11 protein-coding genes and 1 pseudogene are annotated in these 19,746 nt (G+C 68.0%); 3 read left to right on the forward strand and 9 right to left on the reverse strand.

The features are described from left to right. Positions 1 to 49: 49 nt before the first annotated feature. Positions 50 to 184 carry a hypothetical protein gene (locus tag ACX80V_RS17000; protein ID WP_485844120.1) on the reverse strand — a complete coding sequence of 45 codons (135 nt, stop codon included), beginning with the start codon at positions 182 to 184 and terminating at the stop codon, positions 50 to 52. A gap of 149 nt (positions 185 to 333) precedes the next feature. Here ACX80V_RS17000 and ACX80V_RS17005 point away from each other — a divergent pair, with 149 nt between their 5' ends. Beyond that, positions 334 to 633 (forward strand): hypothetical protein, encoded by a 300-nt coding sequence (locus ACX80V_RS17005; RefSeq protein ID WP_485844121.1) that lies wholly within the window; start codon positions 334 to 336, stop codon positions 631 to 633. Between the two features lie 261 nt (positions 634 to 894). On the opposite strand, the gene ACX80V_RS17010 is transcribed toward ACX80V_RS17005, so the two are convergent. From ACX80V_RS17010 to ACX80V_RS17020, 3 genes and pseudogenes are all read right to left on the reverse strand, one after another. Next, positions 895 to 1,047 (reverse strand): hypothetical protein, encoded by a 153-nt coding sequence (locus tag ACX80V_RS17010; RefSeq protein WP_485844122.1) that lies wholly within the window; start codon positions 1,045 to 1,047, stop codon positions 895 to 897. A gap of 409 nt (positions 1,048 to 1,456) precedes the next feature. Beyond that, positions 1,457 to 2,689, reverse strand: a complete 1,233-nt coding sequence (locus ACX80V_RS17015) for a hypothetical protein (protein WP_485844123.1) — start codon at positions 2,687 to 2,689, stop codon at positions 1,457 to 1,459. Between the two features lie 407 nt (positions 2,690 to 3,096). Beyond that, a pseudogene (locus ACX80V_RS17020) lies at positions 3,097 to 3,462 on the reverse strand (hypothetical protein); the annotation flags it as partial. A 430-nt stretch (positions 3,463 to 3,892) separates the two neighbouring features. Here ACX80V_RS17020 and ACX80V_RS17025 point away from each other — a divergent pair. Next, positions 3,893 to 4,018 (forward strand): hypothetical protein, encoded by a 126-nt coding sequence (locus ACX80V_RS17025; protein ID WP_485844124.1) that lies wholly within the window; start codon positions 3,893 to 3,895, stop codon positions 4,016 to 4,018. Positions 4,019 to 4,292: 274 nt separating this feature from the next. Then, the gene (locus ACX80V_RS17030; RefSeq protein WP_485844125.1) at positions 4,293 to 5,042 is read left to right on the forward strand and encodes an AfsR/SARP family transcriptional regulator; all 750 of its coding nucleotides are present in this window, start codon (positions 4,293 to 4,295) and stop codon (positions 5,040 to 5,042) included. A 159-nt stretch (positions 5,043 to 5,201) separates the two neighbouring features. Here the strand turns inward: ACX80V_RS17030 and ACX80V_RS17035 are convergent, their stop codons facing one another. The 5 genes from ACX80V_RS17035 to ACX80V_RS17055 form a co-directional block, all read right to left on the reverse strand. Then, positions 5,202 to 8,993, reverse strand: coding sequence for a hypothetical protein (locus tag ACX80V_RS17035; protein ID WP_485844126.1), 3,792 nt, complete (start codon positions 8,991 to 8,993; stop codon positions 5,202 to 5,204). A gap of 414 nt (positions 8,994 to 9,407) precedes the next feature. Beyond that, positions 9,408 to 12,368 carry a DUF6519 domain-containing protein gene (locus ACX80V_RS17040; protein WP_485844127.1) on the reverse strand — a complete coding sequence of 987 codons (2,961 nt, stop codon included), beginning with the start codon at positions 12,366 to 12,368 and terminating at the stop codon, positions 9,408 to 9,410. Beyond that, entirely contained in the window at positions 12,353 to 14,863 is a 2,511-nt protein-coding gene (locus tag ACX80V_RS17045) for a hypothetical protein (RefSeq protein ID WP_485844128.1), read from the reverse strand. Before ACX80V_RS17045 ends, ACX80V_RS17040 begins: the two co-directional genes overlap by 16 nt. Beyond that, positions 14,860 to 17,325, reverse strand: a complete 2,466-nt coding sequence (locus tag ACX80V_RS17050; protein ID WP_498049674.1) for a baseplate J/gp47 family protein — start codon at positions 17,323 to 17,325, stop codon at positions 14,860 to 14,862. Before ACX80V_RS17050 ends, ACX80V_RS17045 begins: the two co-directional genes overlap by 4 nt. Beyond that, positions 17,325 to 19,745 (reverse strand): baseplate J/gp47 family protein, encoded by a 2,421-nt coding sequence (locus tag ACX80V_RS17055; RefSeq protein WP_485844130.1) that lies wholly within the window; start codon positions 19,743 to 19,745, stop codon positions 17,325 to 17,327. The genes ACX80V_RS17050 and ACX80V_RS17055 overlap by 1 nt, the downstream gene beginning before the upstream one ends. Position 19,746: the final 1 nt, after the last annotated feature.

Consider the following 19,746-nt stretch of genomic DNA (forward strand, 5'->3'; position numbering starts at 1 on the left):
GATCAACCTAAGACTAGGAGATTGCGGCGTGTGATCGACAATTTGTTGTCTATGCCGCGGTTGTGATGGCGAGATCGGGGAAGGAGAGGGTGCGCATGTCGTCGCGGAGGTGGGCGTAGTTGCGGTCGATGCGGGTGTACGTCTTGGGCGGTCGACCGGGCCCGGGCCGACGGATCCCTGCCAAGATCGGGGCGATGATCTGGTCGCGCAAGGCGAGGAGGGCTGCGATGGATCGGGCCGCCTGTTCCGGGACGCGGTAGCGGCGGGCTTGACCACGAGTTGCTTGCTTCGCAGTTTGCGCAGGTCGTAGGCGATTTGCCGGACGGTGTAGCCGTGTTCGCTTTGTCCGGTCCGGGATCGGACCTGGCTGGCGAGATCGGCGACGGTGAAGGCCTCGGGGGCGATGGCCAAAGCCAGGACGGCGGCCAGCGTGGGTCGGGTACGGGGCTTGTTCAGATCGATGCCGCCGACTCGGGTGGCACCGATCTGGGATGGGGTCGGCAGCCTGTCCAGGATGCCGTCGGGCAGGAAGGCCACGTCGACGCAGTCGAGCACGGTGGTGAACCGGTCGACCATGCCGGTGAGCCGGGTGACGATGGCGGGGAACTTCTCCAGTACCCGGCCGGTGTGTAATGTCCGGGTGTTGTGCAACGATGGCCTCGAAGCGCCGCTCGTGCTCGCCCTTGGTGTAGCTCTTGAGCGTCAACAGTCCGAAGTGGACCTTGAACACGGTGAGGTTCCACCTGGGTCTCTCGATCACGACTGCCTGGTTCATCGACAGGTCCGCCCCGGCTGGCCGGCGGGGACGCTGGCCCACGCCGAACAAGGTGCGCAGCCTGGGCACATCGATCCGGGTCCGGGTGCGGTCCACGACGGCGTCGAAACCACGCTCCATCACCGCGCGCCGGAGGCGGAGATCAGGTTGCGGGAGTACTCGACCTGGTAGACCGAGTAGGCGTAGCCGAACCAGCTGCGCTCCTGGTCGGCGTGGTCCAGCGATCGTGGCTCGACATCGCGATTGATTCCGGATACTAGGACCAGATGCACTTGGTCCGCGAGTTCCAGTCGCTCTGTGGTTTGTCCCCGAAATTCACCGTCGATCGTCTCGGCGATTCCCGCCCGTCAGCACTCGCCACCTCCCACGGCCGGGGTCGCCAATAGCCGAAATGGACAGAGGGCATGAACAAGATGCCCCCAGCCGCGAAAGCACCAAGCCCGGATGCAGCTTCAGGCGAGGACCTCTCGCGGCGTGCGGGAACCGCTTAGCACGCGTGAGGACATGAAGGGATGCGATCGCTCTCGGGTTATCCGGCTGCACAAAATCCTCGATGACCAGACACATCAGTCATAGATGCTGCTGGAGGACGAGGAACGCCAGCGGACCCGCTTCGCCCTGCGGATCCTCGCTGACAACCCGTAGACGGCACCCCGCTTCTACAAAGCCGGCCAGAGTTGGCTACGGTCCCGTCGTAGATGTGTAGCCGGTAGCGGAGAGAGGGGCTGATAAGGCGGCTTCCGGCTCAGCCGCAGCAGCTGTGAGGAGTTCCCATCGCAATCGCACCTCACCAAGGGAGCACCAGGGTGCTTTGACGCCGTACCGCTGTATTAATTCGGCCTGGACGAGTGCAATGTATTTTCCCTGCGCGCGCCGTTTAGTCAGGGCAATCTTTTGCCTCTGCGTAAAGTGTTCTAGAACCTCTTGTCCGCCGGCGATGGCTGCGGAAAGTCGTGCCGGGGACGGTAGTTTCCCCTTTTTTATTTTTAGCGCTCGATTCCTCTTTTCGTTCCTCTTTTCGCCCCTCCCAGGTTGCCATGGAGGCCTCAATCGCTGTCGGACAATGAGCAAGCCACTGGCAATAGCGAGATCCATCATTTTTTCTGCGTCACAACCCTCCTCCTTGTCCCTGGACCCAGACTTCGCGTCCTGAATAAGTTGCTGGAGAGAGTTCTTGTACGGCTTTTTCGGAATCAACTCTTCAATACGCTTGAGTTCTCTCCATAGTTGTTCGCCTGCAGGCATACTGAAGTCGGTGACTTTTTCCCCTGTTCCTGGCACAAAAATGTTTGCCAAACTGTAGGTGATCGCCTTCTCCCGGCCCATTCCGCCGTGGCGGGTGATCTCGGCTGCCACTATCAGTCCGACACCGATTGCAATAAAGACCTTCCCTCCCGGCCCTGGCCACTCGTTCTGCCCATCGAACCACCCAACAAAATCGCTTAGACCAGTCAACAGAACCCAAGTCCACAACGTAAGTACCACTCCATAGACCATGGAGAGTGCACGGTCGTGCTGAACGGTGAAGAGCCACAGGAAAGTTTCACCTCTTCCCCGCTCCTGGAACATGCCCCGAGGTGATATACCCGAGTACGAGGGTGTAAAACCTAGTAGTTGTTCCAAGTGTTTGATGCGATGTACTGCGCGGTCATGTATTTGTGAATTTCTGATCTCGTAAACGACGATTGCCAACGATATAAGTAGGCCCGCAGCACCGACAAAAAGCGTTGTCCCCTCGTCAAATATCTTTTGTTGTTTGTCCAAGGAGAGAACTCCTACCGCCACGGTCGTTACCGTCGGCACGAATGTCAGGAGTTTGAACCTGATGTCTACGAGAATCTTGAAAAGATCCATAGTGGCCGCATAGTCCCTCAGCATCACCTCACGGTCGCCGTACACTGCAGGCTCAGCCACCTCGGGCTCCTCCCCATTCTTCCGCCGCGTGTCTTGCAACCACGCGTAGTCGTCTGACCCGACAATTACCTGCCCAAGGTGTGTCGAACTCACCACGAGTAGCCACGCGAGTAACCAGGCAAATTATGCAATCTGCCTGTTACTGCAACGTTACTGCTGGACTGCTATACCGGGCGGAGCGGCCGCGAACCAGGTGCAGCGCCCTACCGAGCTGTTCTGGGGCGACGCATGTGGCGGGCGGTGTCAGGTACGTCGACACAACCGAGGTGTGTGGGATCGGGATTCCTCTTCCGGCGCTCTTGGTCTGCCTGGTGTGTCATACCTGTTCATCACCTTTGACGAACTCTCCGGCCCCGAGCGAGTCTGGCTGTTTTGGGGCTTGTGATTGCTGGCCTCATCGAATGGCGTCATCCGCCGTTCCTGCCGATCGGGATAAGGCGGCTAGGTGGCGTCCCCATAGGATGCTGTGGAGGTCCAAGATGCCCTTCAGACGGATCCGAGCGTTTCGAAGGCATTGGATGATGGGGACCGTCGAGTTTTGGACCGTGTCGAGTGGTATTTGGCAGCGGGTCCTGGAGCCACTGCTTATCGGGCGGAACCCCAACGGCGGGAAAGGGGGAGCGCGGTTTCCGTAAGGCCGGAATTTCGGCGGAAGCTTCTGAAGCCGACCCCACATATTCCTCGGAAGCGTGGGGCACCATTATTGCTGCCTCACCGCCCGCAGAGGCCAGGGCGATCGCCAACTCACTATTCAGCGTGGAGATCCCTCCAAGCCCCGACCCCCACTAGTCTGCGACGAGCAGGATGCGTTGACGCCTAGACTCGGGCTTTCGGCGTCGGGCGCGGCCGCGCACCTTATCTCTGCCCACGCAGGAGTTTTAGAACATCCTTGTGTCCTGCGGGCGGAGGAGTTCTTCTTCGGTGACGCTTGTCCCGGATGCCGCGGAGAACTAATGCCTCTACAGGTTGCTGTCAGCCCCATCCGATGAGAACTGAGTCATATCCCACGCCATCGACAGAACGAAGCAGTCGGTGCAACATCGGCGTTGCCCGCTCGCGGTTTCCGTAGGCGGGATAAGCGCTACTTCGAGTCCGTGAGCAGAAGTACAGCGCTGAGCATGACCTCGCCTCGGAACGAGCGGCGCGTTTCGACCGATGCGGCCAGCGGCTCAGCCACTCGGTTGTTGACGTTCTTTCGGAAGAATGGCCGCTGAACACCTTCAGTTCGACCGCGACCGGATAGTCGTCGGAGCGGGGGATCAACATATCTGGGCCGCGTACGGCGCCCCGCAGGTCGTACTGCTGTCCGCCAAGGAGTTCAGCAACTAAACCATCGACGGCAAAGTATCGAGCTCGCGCCCCTGACCGGCGGACTTTACCAAACCGCGGGTTAGGTGATTAACCTAAGACACTGAACGGCCGACCTCGTCGCAGTAACGCTCCCGTAACGGTCCTGGCACACAATGACTCGTATTCGCTCTTCAACGTCGTGGAGATGCGTCTCGTTGCGCGCCGGCGATGACTGATCGAAAGGAGCGATAGGAATGACTTCCTCGTCCCGTTCGCCTCAGCAGGTCGACGTGCGCCGACAGGGCGCCGTCTCATGAGCAGGGGCGTCGCCGCGGCTCAGGGTTCGTACTCCATCGCATTGCCGCGCTCGATTCGGCTCATCGACGGCTTCGAGTGCTGCGCGGGCTCCGAGACCCTGGAACTGCCGCGAGGTTGCCAGCGATTGGTCGCCTTCCTTGCCCTGTGGGAGCGGCCGTTGCTGCGCTCGTTCGTGAGCGGGAGTCTGTGGCCCGACACCGACGGCGCACATTCCACGGCGTGTCTGCGCTCGGCCGTGTGGCGGCTCAACTCCCTCGGGTCCTCGTTCGTGCACGTGACGCCTACGCATCTCGTGCTCGATCCGCGCGTCGAGGTCGACTACCGCAAAGCGGTCGAGTGGTCGCGGACTCTGCTCGCGGGCACTGCGCCGCTGCCAACGGTCTGGACGATGCACGAGATCTCGGGGCTCGCGCGCGAAGTGCTGCCCGACTGGTACGACGAGTGGGTGCAGCAGGCCCGTGAGCGCTTCCGCCAGCTGCGCCTGCACGCCCTCGAGCAGCTGTGCGCGCGGCTCACCCGCGACGGCCGCTACGGCGAGGCGATCCTCGCGGGGCTCGCCGCTGTCGCGATCGAGCCCCTGCGCGAGAGCGCGCACCGCAGTGTGATCGACGTGCACCTCGCCGAGCACAACCACGTCGAGGCGCTGCGGCAGTACCGGCAGTACGAGCAACTGCTGCACGCGCAGCTGTCGCTGCGGCCGTCGGCCGAGCTGCGGGAGCTCCTCGGCCAGATGCTGGCGAGCTGATCCGAGGCCCTCACGCGGGATGACGCAGCTCCGCAGATCATCGGATCGCGCGTCGGACCTGCGCCCCCGCATCCTGCGCCAGATGGCGGATGTCGATCTCCGACACGATCATCGCACGAGGGGTGTTGCGGCGCGTGGGCGCCGGGACGCCGGGAAGGGTCATTCGAGCTTCAAGACCATGCGCCCGAACTTTCTCATCGCGCTCGTCTTCGCGTCATGGAGTTTCTGCGGGACGGCCACATAGTTGCTTGCGTGATCGAGGCCGCCATGCTGAAGCTCGACGGTGTGGTCAACCCTCCAAGCTCCCCATACGGGGTCTGACGGCCACAGGGTCGTCGTCCCCGTCGGACCCGCCTCCATTTTGCCCGACAGCTTGTCGATCCAGATCGCGTCTCCCGCCGCGACGGCACCGCTCTCGGAGCCGGCCGAACGGACAGCCCACTCCAGGTGGGACTTGGTTATCTCCGCGGCACGCCGAAGGACGCTCCCATCTCGCATTCCGGCGACGAACCGCGCCCTCAGCTCGTAGGTCTTCGGAACGTGCGCCGGGTCGGTCGAGCGCGTGGATGATCCGACGTCAAGGGATCCGCGACGCAGATACCTATCCAGGACCAGATCGCGATAAGTAGTCCATTCGGGGCTTCCTTCAAGGGCCGGCTGATACATCGCCTCTTCGAAAGCCGCTCTCGTACTCGGTTCGCCCATGTCGATGCTGACTTGCTCTGCGCGGGTCGGCGCTCGCTCGCTCGCGAGTGCGTCGTCGATATTGTCCAGCACATCTTTGGTCAGGTCCCGATTACCACGGCTCGCGACGTCATCCAGCGCCGAACGCAGTTGGCGTGCCTCGCGAGCGCGGCCCGGGCGACGCCCGTAATCGCCAAGTCGGTCCCTCATGGCCTCTACTCGCCGAGCCAGCTGGGCAAAACGAGGATCGCCTGCGGGCTGCCCGAGGCCCCCTTCTCCTGAGGACGGAGCCACCGGCTGGTCTACGGTCGACGGCTCTTTCTCGACAGGGGAGGGTGCTTCGCCGGTGCCGTGCGGCCCCTTTTCAAGTTCCGTCCGGATTCCGGCCCCGGACTCGTCGTTTTCTCTCGGCGAAGTCTCGAGCTCCTGTCGGAGGAAGTCGCGCTCCTCGCTGCTCAATACGGCGCGCTCGCGTTCGCCTTTGGCGTTGCTGTGTTCGAACCAGCCGCGCGCGAGTGTTGATTCAATCGAAGCTCGGCCCGAGTCCGGCAGTCGTGTGACGGGCTCACGCACCATGACCCGAGTCCCATTGCGAAGTGTTGCGGCGATCGGCTTGATCCCTCCTCCGATCGAGATCAGGATGAACCCGCCGTTGACCATCGCGCCACCGATGATCTGTCCTACTTTGCGGTCGCGGTCGGCGAGAATCGTCTGTTTCTCCTTCTGGGTGGTCGCCCGCCAGACAGCAAGCTCGGTGTTCGCCTCGATCAAGTTGAGCTGATCGCGCACGTCCGCCGTGATCAGGAATCCCTGTGCGATGTCGACTCCTGTCATGGTCAACAGGTAACCCGTCTTCGTGAGTGCGCTCGCCTCAGCGAGTACGCGCGTCAGGCGCCCGAACGGCAGGGCGACCGAGACGACCTGCAGGACATCGAGCGCGAGGCGGCGATCGAACTTCAGCTCGCCTTCTTTGGCCATCCGATCCTCGATCTCGAGGGCGACCGCTCCGACGCCGGCCGTGGCCGTCACGGCGAAGATCCCTGCCGACACTGCACCGCCGCCGGGTACGAACAGCAACGCGATGCCACCGACAAGAGCGATTCCTCCGAGAATCCGCTTTCCCGTCTTGCGTTTGTTGGCGGTATCGCGTGTGGCCTCCCACACGTGGTTCGAGTTCATCAGCTGGGCAGCGAGGTGGATGGTGCCGTCCGGGTAGTCGTTGTGCTCGTGGAATTCGTCGGCCATGTCCTCCAGTGCTTGGATCTCGATGGTCGTGTACTGCGCATTGACATCCCTCGCAACCGGACCACGTGCAAACCCAGGGTGCTGCGTTACCGTGCCGAAGGTCGTGTCGTGAAGCAGGACGGAATATGTCCCCGACCCATCGACTGTCCCTCGGTCCATGAAGTGCAGAAGCACCTTCAGCGGTATCGACGTCGAGTCCTCGCGGCTGACGAAAGACCCTCGCACGATATACGGAGAGCCGCCGGCTGTCTCCGCTTCCGCCTGCTCAAGGGCGCCCCGCTGCCTGGCGAGTTCTGCCGCGAGAATCCGATGGTTTCCTGGAGTCAGGCTGTGCTCGGCGAGGAGCTGATTGATCGCGCCCTCCGTGATCGCGAGACTCTGGAGTTCCTGTGACGCAGTGATCGGCTTCTGCCTGGGCTTGAGCCGCAGCTCCCCCCGCCTCCCGCGATCGAACGGCCCCTCTTCTGCTGTCGCGACCTTGTCGAAGGCCTGCTTGTCAGCCGTCTTCTCATCGACCACCTTGAGTACTGTGCGCGCGCGGAACTTCTGATTGGGGGTGAGGAAATGCCGACTGGTCGCGACAACCGAGATCGTGAAGACGCCCGGGTCCCCGGTTAGTTTGAGGTCTGTCGTCCGGTTGTCGAACAGCCATGCTGCGCCCTCTGAATCGACGATCTTTCCGTTGCGCCGCACCTGCCACTCGTAGTCGCAATGACCTGGCAGAAGCACCATTCCGGCTTGACTGTCAACCGTGTGATCCCACGTGAGCGAGACCTGGACCGACGATCCAGTCACGTACTGCCGAAGTGCCGGGGCTACTTCCAGCCTCCCACGCGGCAGCCAACGTGGTACCGGCCGATCATCAGGGGTTCTCCCTGTAACGACCCCTGCTCGTGCTTCGGGCGGCTTCGCTAGATAGCGTCTCCACTGTGCTCCCCCGAAGAGGGTCTCCATCGTGCGCTGGCTGAGAGTGCCGTAGACGCCCTTGGTGGCGGGCGAAGCCGTCACCTGCATCTTCTGGCCGCCGTTGATCACTGCGTTCCGGACCGCGGGCTGCGCGACCAAGCCCGTGAATCGCTCGATAGCGCTGAGTAGATTGTCCCGGAGGGCGGGTGACATATTGATTTCGCGCGGTGAATCGATTGGCCCGGGCGCGAGCGTCGCCTGCCTCAGGACTATGGCGATGCCGCTGCCTGAACGGGCTACAAGGATATCCACGTCCGGCGGCGGTCCGATCTGCGTGTAGACGCTCAAGGCGATCTGATATCGATGCGATGGGCGCGCGGCGTCTACGCCCGTCACTGCGATGATTCCTGAGATACGCCGGATCTCCCGCGAATCAATCCAGGGGAAGCGAGTTAGACGAAGTTCTGTCAGAATCTCAGCCATCCTGTTCGGCGCCACCAGAGCATTGCCTGGCATCACTCTTTTGTCCGGATCGGCGAGGAGCCAAGAATGACTGATCAACACTGATCCATCAGCGAGCACCTGGAAGTTGACGCCTTCCGGCAGTTTCGATGTGTCGACTTGACTTGCGGCAGGCGCGATGCCTTCTGCGTCACCGTTCCGGGCTGTGCGACCGGAGGGCAGCGAGGCCCGCGGAATCCATCGGACGCGCCCGTGCATCACGGCGTCGGCGATCGCGGCGGCTTCGGCTTCGGATGCCGTCGCATCTCCGATGCTTCCGGAGCGCTCGCGATTCTGCGCTTGACGGACGTGGGTCAGTTCGTGCGCGACAACGGCACGCATACGGCGATCGGTCGCGCTGCCCACAAGGGTCAGGCGATGTCCGTGGGCGAAGCCGCGCGCTCGTCCGAAACGCCCGGCGTGCCGCACCGCCAGTTCGGACGGATTGAGCCCGAGTCCCGGAGCGATGTCTGCGACGTGGCGTGCGATCGCGTTAGGGGTGCTGGGCGCGACCCGGATGAATTCGCCCGCGCTAGATATCGACCCCGACGTCGGCTCGCGGACCGTCGTGTTCGGTGGGGTCGCGAGGGGGGGAACCCCTGCGCGGATGCCCACCGAGTGGGGTGGCCTCGGCTGCGAACGACCGCGCCAGGCTGAGCCTGTAGGAAAAGCGGGCGACGGAAGCGAGAGCGAATTCTTCGCCGCCTTCGGGTCACTCTTCGTCGCTATCGATTCCCGAGGGCGGGTCGTTGGGGTGAGCGACGGACGAGCGCTCCACGCCGGGGCCGCGGCGGCGGTCGATCGTGAGCTCTGAGATCCCTGGACGGCCGCCGTTCGCCCTGTCCGAGGGTTCACCGCTGGCGTGCGGGCCGATGCGGGTTCGGCGTAGGCACGTTCGGAGCCCACGCCACGCGCCGGCGCTCGTGGCGTGAGCGGAGCACGGGCCGCCGCGAACGCGCGGGATGGCCCGCCGTCGGCACCCGGCGGCCCCGCGCGCCCGGCGAGTCCAGATGGCATCGGAAGATGGCCTTAGAACGTGATCTCGTTGAACGGCAGCCACGAATCCAGCGGTGCGGGCAGTGTGCGCGGGGGCAGCACCGCCCTTCCCACGACGACGTTGCCCGTGATGGCCGCCGAAGTCGTTGCGATCACCACGAGCGTGAAGGCGCGCTCGCCTCTGCCCGCGACGATGTTGCCCGTCACGCTCGCCGCGCCCGCGCCGCTCACGGCCGCGACGATGAGCGTCTGGGGACTCGCGAACCTGTTGCCCGTCGCCGTCACCGAGGCGCCGCCCGCCTCGGCGGGAGCCGAGATGAGAAGGAGCGCGTACCCGGTCGCGCCGTCGTCGGCGGTGCCGCAGTCGATGCTGTTCCGCTGGACGGCGATCGACGCCGACGGGGCGTCCCCCGCCGCCGCCCGCGCCGTGAGCTTCGGGTCGAGGCGGTTGAGCCCCGCGAGGCCCTGCCACGCGGCGAGGAGCTGTGGTGACACCGGGCGCTGCGCCCGGGCGAAGGCTGCGGCATCCGGCTGCTCCTCTGCGATGCGGGCGGCGAACCGCTCGCTGATGAGCCGGTCGCGGGCGACAGATGCCTCACGCAGGCGTGTCAGCGTCGCACCGGTCGCGCTGACGATGCCGCGCGACGGCGTGCTGGCGAACGAGGGGAGCGGATAGACCATCGCGAGCACGAGGACGCGGATGAGCACGACATCGGTCGTCGGCGCGACGGCCTGCGAGAGGCCTCCCGCCGCCTCGAGCCGTCGACTGTCGGCCACGAGCGCGCCTGCGTCGAGCAGCCACAGCCCGCCGTAGCAGTCGCGCACGACGTTGTCCCACACGCGCAGGTCGCCGATGTCGGCGGCGACCGCGATGGCGACCGACAGTCCGCGGAACTCGTTCCTCGAGATGAGGGCGTCGTCGAGGATGCCGGGCAATCGCGACGCGCCGAGGTTCACGCTCGACTGCCTGCGGCTCAGGGCGGTCTGTGTCAGGAGGTAGCCCACGAGCAGGTGGAATGGCCCATCGTCGACGACCGGCACGATCGGGTCGTGCAGGAAGCGGTTGTCGGTCAGCTCGAAGCCCCATGCCCCGCCCGCGGCGAAGACGCCGACGCCGAAGACGTTGCGCGGCATCGTCTGGGCATCCTCCCGGTCGGTCTGCTGCGGTCCGACGGTGAAGCGGAAGAGGCAGTCGCGCACGGCCAGCACGGCGCAGTTGATCGCCCGTATGCCGATCGACACCCAGCGGTTGGCCTGATCGGCGTTGATGCCCCGGACGGCCTCGCGGTCGAGCATCCCTCCCGTCGTTCCGCTCACCCGGGCGAGCACTGCGGGGATCTGCGGCATCTCGAACTCCAGGCCGCTGATCGTGACGTTGTCGGCGTCGACGAGGATCACCATCCCGTGCCCGAACGGCTCCTCGCGTCCTTCCCGGACGGTGAGGACAGCGCTCTCGTTGCAGTTGCGCAGCGTCAGGTTGGAGTGCCGGTTCGTGAGAACGATGGGACGCTGCAGCTCGTACCGCCCCGGAGTGAAGCAGACGAGCACGCGGTCGCCGCGCTCGTCGACGGTGCGACCCGCGACGGCCCGGTCGATGCGCGCCTGCAGCGTGCCGTCGGCGGCGTGCGACGGGCGGACCTCGATCGTGCAGCACCCGGAGCCGTCCAGCTCGGTGAGCGGCTGGAAGGGGTTGCGGCAGTCCTCGAGGACGTCGAGCTCGCTCCGGCCATGCCACGCGATGACCGCGAGCGGCGCGACCCACTGCCGAGGTCCGTTGGGCGGCTGCGGGGTGCGGAGGAACCGCGCGGGGTAGACGGCCGTCGGAGTCGAGGGGCGCACGGCGATGCACCAGAAGTCGTCGACGTGGAGGTTGCCGCCGGCGTCGGCCGTGATCGTGACCTGGACCCCCGTCGAGCCGAGCGTGATCGGCTGGCCGGGCTCGGCATCCGTGATCTGCTCGTCCCACACGCGGAGGTAGAGCTGCGGTGTCTCGTCGGTGTCGGTGTAGGCCGCCGGCAGCGGCGCGGGGAAGGTCACGGTCTTGAGGTCGGGATCGTACGGCGTCGTCAGGACGCCGACCTCGCCCGCGAGAGCCGCGACATAGCCCTCGACCCCGCCGTCGGTGCCCGCGAGCTGCGCCGTCGCGCGGAGCGCCTGCACCGGCTGTCCCGCTCGCGGACGGTGGAAGTCGTCGACGGGCGAGCGGTCGAGCGTCAGCACCGGGTTGGCGCTCTCGTCGGGCGTCACGCGGTAGAGGAACGACGCGTCGTCGTAGCCCCACACGATGTCGAAGCGACCGTCCTGCGCGATGCGCGTGAGCTGCACGCGCAGCGTCTGGTTCTCGGCGCCCAGGTACCCGCCGGTGCTCGTCGGCTCGCACGGGCTCGCGGGGGCCGGGTCGGCCTCCCATGTGACGAGCAGGCGTGAGTCCGAGAGCAGCGCCGCCGTCTCGGGGTCGTGCCGCAGACCCAGCTTGAGCCACCGCTTCCGGTCCTGCGCCATGGCATCGGCGCAGGTCGAGGCATCCGTCTCCGTCCGCACGATGCGCTGCAGCAGTCGCGTGCGGGCGGCGCCGTCGGGCCCGCCGAGCGCCACCTCGTAGAGGGCGGGATCCTCCACGGCAGTGACGTCGGTCTCCTGGACGACGAGCAGGACGTGCTCGCGGCCCGACTCCCGCCATCCCCGTCCGCGGTCGAGCCAGTCAGGCTGGTGGTAGTCGCCGATCTTCTCGTTGAGCTCGACCCGCCAGCCGCCGACGTACATCGTCCCGGGGCCGATCGTGAGCTCGAAGCCGGTGCCCGCGCTGACGGCGTACCCGTCGTCGGGGGTGCCGGTCGGACCGACGATGTCGATCACCTCGGCGCGCTGCTCCTCGGTGTCGATCGTGCGCTGCTCGTTGGCCTCCGCCTCGAGGCTCACGCGGCCCTGCTGCGGGACGACGCCCCGGTAGAGCCGTGCGGGATCGAAGGAAAGGCGCGCTACATCGGTGGCCATGGTCTCCCTCTCGTCAGTTCGCCGACGGGATCGGCCCCGGGCAGATGGATGAGCACCGGCGCGAGGCCGACCGGCAGGTACTCCTGCGCCTTGATGAGGAGCGAGCGGTCCTTGATGCTCGCGAAGTCGCGGCAGAAGACGCCCATTTCGGAGCGGTTCCCGCTGCCGCTCAGGAGCGTCGGAGCCGCGCTGGTGTCGCCGCTCAGGATCGCGGAGTCCGCGCCGTCCGAGAGTTGGGCGTAGCCCCACTCGCCGTACCGGCGGCTCACCATGACGGGTGCACCGGGGGCGAGCTCGACGGATTCGTATCGCCGCGGCAGGTGGCTGCCGCTCGCCCACGCCGAGAAGCGTACGCAGCCGTCCTGCGTGTCGCGGACGAGCACGACGTCGTCGAGGATCGACTCGCTGCATTCCAGCCGGTGGGCGTAGCCGCGGCCCAGGATCGTGCTGCGCTCGAGCCGTACCACGCCCGCCTCCAGGGCGAGTGCCGCATCGGCGAGCGCGAGCGGGAACCCCTCCGCGATCAGCAGCCGATTGAGGGAACGGATGCCGGCGGCATCGGCCGGAGGCGAGGCCACGGCCGCGAGGGTCGAGGCGCTGAGCAGCCGCTGCGCGAACCTCGAAGCGTCCCAGACGAGGGGTCCGTCGACGGTGGCTTGAAGAGCGGTCGCGACGAGCGCGGCGGTCGCTGCAGCGACGGACGTGTTCTCGTCGTGCGCCGCGACGGCGGCTGTCGTGGCGGCATCCAGCTGCCCCGCGAGCCACCTCCCCAAGGGCTCCCGCTGGAAGCGGAGGGCGCTCACGATCGAGTCCGCATCGCGCAGGCCGTCGAGGTCGCCCGGCAGCTCGGCGGGCAGTCCCTGCACGACCGAGTCGGTGATGACGACTTCGTCGACGAGCCCTGCCGTGCGGGTGCGGATCGGGCCCGTGATCGACCGGTCGACCGTGAGAGTGTCGATCGTTCCCTCTATCCACAGCGTCGTCGGCCTGAGCTCCCGGCCGTCGACCGCCTCGTCCCAGACGGCGGCCGGCGTGTGGAGGGCTCCCGACCCGCCCGGATCGAGCGTGCAGCACGACACCACGACGTCGGTGAAATCACCGCGCAGCACGATGTCCGTGCCGCTCACGAGAAGACCTTCGAGCCGCAGGGTTCCCCCGTCGCCGGTGAAGACCCACTCCGCACCGCCCGCCGCCCGCACGACGGTGCGATCGCCGTCCTCCGCGCGGATGACGACGTCGCGGATGGCGGGCACATCCGCCGTCGCGGTCAGGGTCCGGCCGTCGCGGACGATGACCGTGCCGGTGCCCGACAGGCTCCCGATCGCGCCGGGCAGTGCGACGGCCGACCCGCCGTCGATCCGGGTGCGCGGGGAGGGATCGACGGACTGACGGATGCCGGGTCGCCGCCGGTCGTACGGGCCTGCGCCGATGCGTGAGAAGAGGCCGTGCTGGTACCCGACCTCGACCTCGGCAGGGCCGCCCGGCAGCACCTGGAACCGACCGACCTCGGGCCAGACACGCACGTCGGCGACGTCGAGCGGGGCGCCGGCCCCCGTCGGGGTGACGGAGAGGCTCACGGGCCAGGTGTCGGCGGCCTCCGGCTGGAAGGGATCGTCGGGGTTGAGGATGGCGTCCCACAGCGGCTCGGTGAGGGGCGTCGGCAGCTGCCACAGCGGCACGGGCAGCCACGCCTCGCCGTAGTCGTTGGCACCGCGCCGCGACGCAAGGAAGAGCGGAATCTTGCGGCCCGTCGGGTCGAACGCGTAATGGCCGGGGCAGGCCGCGACCGGCACGGGCGTCGCCCGGTCGACACGCATGACCTCGGTGCGCCACAGGAAGAACCCGATTTTGGGGATGCCGTACCAGCCGAGGTCTCCTCGGCCGATACGCACGTCGAGAGAGTGGTGGAACTCATCGAACGCCGAGTGCGCGAGTGTCCCGCCGAGGGGGTCGCGGAGGTCGGCCCAGCCACCCGCGGGCGTTCCCGTGCGGACGCCGGTGAGCCGCTCGGCGTGCTGCAGGCGCCTGGCGCGGACGGGGTCGGGCGAGTCGGCGGGCCATCCGATCGCCGGATCGAGGCCGTGACGGGAGCGGGCGAGCGAGTGGAAGAACTCGATGACGCGGGCATCGTAGCCCGTGACGTCGTTGGCGAGCCGCTCGAGCAGCTGCACCGTCCCCTTCGCGCGGCGGTAGGTGATCGTGCGGAAGACGTCGAGCCGCTGCCCTCGCGCGTCCATCGCCGGAACGAGCCGCGTCGCGAGGAGATCGGCGAGGTACGGGATGACCCAGCTGTCGGACGTCTCGACCGACTGGTCCTCCCACAGCCGGTCGATGCTACGGCGCACGTCGGCCATCGACCAGCCGATCCGCGCCAGCAGCTCACGCAGCGGCCCGGGGACGTCGATCGTCTCGCTGTCTGCGGCGCGGTGGTGCTCGGGGACGAGCGACCAGAGCTTCGCCGCGTAGCGCTGCTCGTAGGCATCCTGAACCGTCACTGCGCCACCTCCCCCGTGAGCAGCACGAGCTTCGGCAGCACGTGGAAGAAGCCGCCGTCGCCGGGGTCGAACCGGGGGCCGACGGAGATGTGCAGGCCGCTGCGAATCCAGTAGAACCTCAGCTGACGGCTCGCGAGCACGCCGGGCACGTCCGTCAGGACGCGCTCGAGCCCGCTGCGGTAGAGCGGCTCGCCGAGGGCGAGGATACCGGGAGCGAAGAGCTCATCGAGCACCGCCTGCCGGGCCGCGTCGACGACGGGTGCGATGACGTACTGGGGATCGACCGTCAGCACGACGCGCAGGGCGGCCGGCACCTGGACAGCAGGGAGTACGGTGAGCGGGCGGTTGGGGTCGCCCTGTGCGCGGAGCGCGGCACGCGCGGAGTCGACGGCGGCAGCGTCGTCGCCCACGTAGACGCTGACGGTCGGCCGCTGCTCCTTCGCGTCGAACGCCCACACCGTCGTCGCGCGCACGACGCCGGGCGCGGCCGCGGCGCAGGCGGCGTAGTCGCCGCCCGAGATGGCGCGGCCGAAGGTCAGCACCGAGCGGGGGGCGAGGTCGCGGATCTCCTCGGCGGGCTGCGCGTCCGATCCACCGCCCGGGGGCACGGGGTTGCGCACCGACCTCAGGTTCGGCGGCGACGAGAGCAGCTGCGTGAGGGCCCCGGAGGGCGGCACGGCGGCGCCCGCCCCGACGCGATACGTCGCCGTCACGAGCGATCCGGTGGGAAGCCGCCGTCCCGCGAGGCCGTCGCCCGTGCGGACGTGCGTCTTGCCCTCGTCGTCGTTCCACGTCGCGAAGACCTCGTCGCTCCGCCGGCGACCGTAAAGGCTCGGCACCTCGGTCCAGCGGCGGCCGTCGACGACGAGTTCGATCGTCGAGGAGTAGCCGTCGCCCGACCGGCCCGGGAAGTCGGCGCGGAACGTCACGGGCGACTTGGCCAGAGCGAAGTCTTGGCAAGGGGCCGAGGCATCCCCCCGTCCCAGCTGCTCGTCCCGCACCGTCGTGCCGCGGCTCACATCGATGAGGTCCCACAGGAGGCGCAGCGGCGGCTCGAGGGCCGACGCGCCGCCGGACAGGGCGACGCGGCTCGTGCCCGCGACGTGCACCGCCTGCACCTCGGCGCCGACACCGTTGGCGTCCTCGACGACGGCGGTGACCGCGACCCCCGCCGCCGCGGCCGGCGGCGCCGCGAGAGTCACCGACGAGGGCAGGGCGTTCAGCACCCGGACGGGCGTGTCGAGGAGCGTCCCCACCTCGCGCCAGCCGCTCTGCACGACGACCTTCGCGGGCTGCGAGCCATAGCGCGAGGTGAGGCCCACGCCCGAATGCGGCTGCACCGTGAGATTCGCGACCTGCAAGGGGATGCCGGGGGTGTCGCCCGTCGGGGGGACCGTCGGCGACGCGGCGAGGGCGTTGGCGTACCAGAGGACTTCGGCGTAGTCCGTGAGCCGCACGACGTCGAAGTTCGTTCCGGGGCTTCCGCCGACCCCTGCGCCCGGAAGCTCGACGAGCAGCGGATCGCCCGCCGCGAGGTGCCGCGCCGGCGCGTCGAGCGTTAGCGTGCCCGCGGCGACTGCGGCCGCCCCTGCCGGTAGCGTCGTCAGGTGGCCCGTGCGCGTCGCGCGCAGCAGACGGTAGTCGGCCGAGGCCGCATTCGACGGCAGGCCGACCGTGCCCTCGAGGAGAACCCGCGTGTTCTTGCGTCCATGCGCGTCGGCTTCGACGGCCGTGCCCGTCACCTTCACGACGACGGCCGGGGCATCCGCTGATCCCCACGTTTTCGTCGTGAGCAGCAGCCGCTCGCCGGTCTTGAGGGCCTGCATGCCCTTGAGCAGCACGCCGCCGCGCGCGACGAGCCGCGGCTGCGCGGGCACTTCGGCGGTGCCGGGGGGCGCCGACGGCGGGGGACCGGCGAGAGGCGGAGCATCCGTCCCTCCCGCGGGCCGAGCCGGCACGCTCGTCGGGCGGTCGAAGCGCGCCTCCTCGTCGACCTCGAACGTCTGCGAGGGGATGCCGGGGCTCGCCTTGCTCGCGATCGCGAGGCCTTTCGGCACGACCAGGGGCCCCGGGCCGGAGGCGATGACGGCCAGCCGGCCGGTCGCGGCGATCGCGGGGCGCGGCCGGTAGCCGAGCAGTCCGACGAGGCCCGCGACGCTCTCGGGGAGCACAGCCGTGCGCAGGTAGTGCTCGTTGGCGTAGCGCTCGTTGTAGAAGGCGAGGACGTCGGCGACGTACGCCCACGCGTCGAGCACCGCGAGGCCGAGGTCGTCGCCGGCGCTCGGCTTCCAGTTGACGAGCTCGCGCTCGCCGTCGAGCTGCTCGAGCAGGGCTCGCCGGAAGGTCGGGAAGGTGCCGATCCGGTACGCGAGGCGCTCCGCGCCGGCGGGGTTCGAGATGGGGAAGCGGCTCGGCTTGACGCCGCATCCCGTCTCGCATCCGCACCCGCAGCCGCACGTCATCACGCCACCCCCTTCACGACGACGCGGATCGAGCCGCGATCCGGCCGGTTGGGGTCGTTGTCGGCGCGGAGGATCTCGTCGGCGCTCACCGCGACGACCTCCGGCAGTGGGACGTACCAGGACACGTAGCCGCGGCGGCGGTAACGCACCGCGACGACGCCGTCGACGCCGGCCGCGCGCTGGATGGATGCCTCGAGCTCGCTGCGTTCGAGCGGTGCGCCGAAGAGCAGCCGACCGGGGGCGAAGAAGCCCAGGCGGCCATCGCACGTCCTGCCTGTGCCGAGTTCGTCGAGGACGGCTTCTTCGACCTCGCCGCGGCGCGCACCGGGGAGGGCGCAGACCGTCACGACGAGGTCGAGGCCGACGTACCGGGGGGCGGGCGTGTGGACGTCGTACCCGGCGAGCCGCCGCCGGTCGAGCAGTTCGATGAGCTCGCCGGTCTCCTGGATGCTGGGCGCCTCACCCGTCGGGGGCTGCGCGGTCGTGAAGACGCTGAGCCAACTGCCGGTCCAGCGGACCTTCGTGCCCGCGTCGAGCACCCACGGCAGTTCCTTCGCCGTCGCCGTGTAGTCCTCGGCGCGCACGGCGCGGAACTGACGGGTACGGAAGGCGTACGGCGCGTTGTCGCGGATGTGCGCGATCGACTCGCGATCCTCGCCGCCCGTCGCGGGGAACGCGTTCGTCGCCGAGAGCACGATGTCGTCGAGATCGTCGCCGACAATCGTGATGGCGTCGGCCGCGACGTTCCCCGTCGCACCCGCCGTCGTGCGGTACGTGAGCTCGAAGCGTGCACCCGTCGGCGGCAGCTCGCCGAAGACACCGTCGCCGAAGCGCACCGAGTCGCCCGCGTCCCCGTCGTACTCGAACCAGGGCAGGTCGCGCGGCGACCGGCGGATGTCGCGGTAGACGACGGGGTCGACCGTGTAGGCCTGCTCGAACAGGTCGGCGTCGAGGAGCGTGCGGCGCCACCGCCAGACCGTCGCGGTGTCGCCGGAGGTCTCGGGCAGTTCCACGACGGCGATCTCGGGGAGCCGGACGTCGCCCTCGCGCACCCACGCGAGCATCCCGGAGGCGAGCGTGTGGAGGTACTGCGGAGTCGCGTCGTCGCAGCCCGCATCCGGTCCGCTGCGGACGACGGCCGCGAGGGGCGCGACGGGACCCGCCGGGTCGGGGTCGATGACGAACTGCTCGCTGAAGCGCAGGCCCTCCACGGCGGGCACGAGGTTGCCTGCGAGCACGGTGCGGTCGAGGGCGTGCTCGAAGGCGAGGGCCTCGCTCGCGTCCCAGGTCAGATGCGTCAGCTTCTCGTTGTACAGGGGGTCGGACTCCAACACGGCGCCCGTCAGGTGCACGACCTCCCGGACGGGCGGGTCCGCCGCCGTCGGAGCCGCGGTGTCGATGAGGAGCGCGAGCCCGACGATGCCCTCCTTCGGATCGCCGACGGGGAAGCCGAAGGCCTGGCCCTTCACCCACATCTCGGTCGAGCCGGCAGGGAGGCACACCAGGGCGTCGTCCCACCAGTAGGGCAGGATGCGCGCGACCGGCTGCGGGCCCGTGTGGTCGGAGCGGTTCCACCGCGGATCCACCGGCAGGGGGTCGGTCCGCAACGCTCCCGAGCCGGGGTCGAGGAGGGGCCCGCCGAGCTCGAACGGCAGGGTCGTCCCATCCGGCAGCCCCGCCCCGACCGTCAGGCCGCGGGCCAGCGCCGGAAATCCGACGTCGATCTGCACGAGGGCCTCTGCCGAGGTCGCGGGCGTCGGCTCGTAGTCGACGAGCCGCGCGTGGCGCACTGCCGACACCTGCTGCGTCGCCGTCGCGAGCGCCGACTCGCCCGTGATCCGGTCCTGCAGGTACGAGAGGTCGTCGCCGGCCGCACTGAGGAGCTCGACGAGCATCATGCCTACGTCGGGCTCGTCGCGCTCCACCCACTGGGGGTAGGCCGATGCGGCGTAGTCGAGAAGGGCCGTGCGGAAGCTCGTGAAGTCCTTGGCGAGATAGTCGATTGGAGGGGATGGCGTGTCATCGGGCTCGCACTCCTCCTCGTCGGCGCAGTCGAGCGTCGAGGGGCATCCGGCCTTGAAGGTGAAGAGGATGCCGGCGTAGAAGGGGTCGAGCGCCGAGCTCGCGATCGAGAGACGGTAGTGCGAGAAGTCACCGGGGAAGGGCGTGCGGAGCGTCAGCACGGGGCGGCCCGCGTCATCCGTCGTCCAATCGGCCGCCGCGATCGGCAGCAGGGGAACCGACGCGACGCTCTCACCACCCTTGATGCGCACGGGGTTGGTTGCGGCGAGCGTACCCTCGACCGTCACGGTGTTGAGGAAGTGGAGGCGCAGGAGCGTCTGCGCGGGGTTGGCGATCTCGACGAAGTCGATCCCGTTGAGCGCCGTCGAGGCGACGAGGTCGGCGAGGCGGTCGGACATG

It is taken from the genome of Pseudarthrobacter arbutini, from assembly GCF_054510915.1.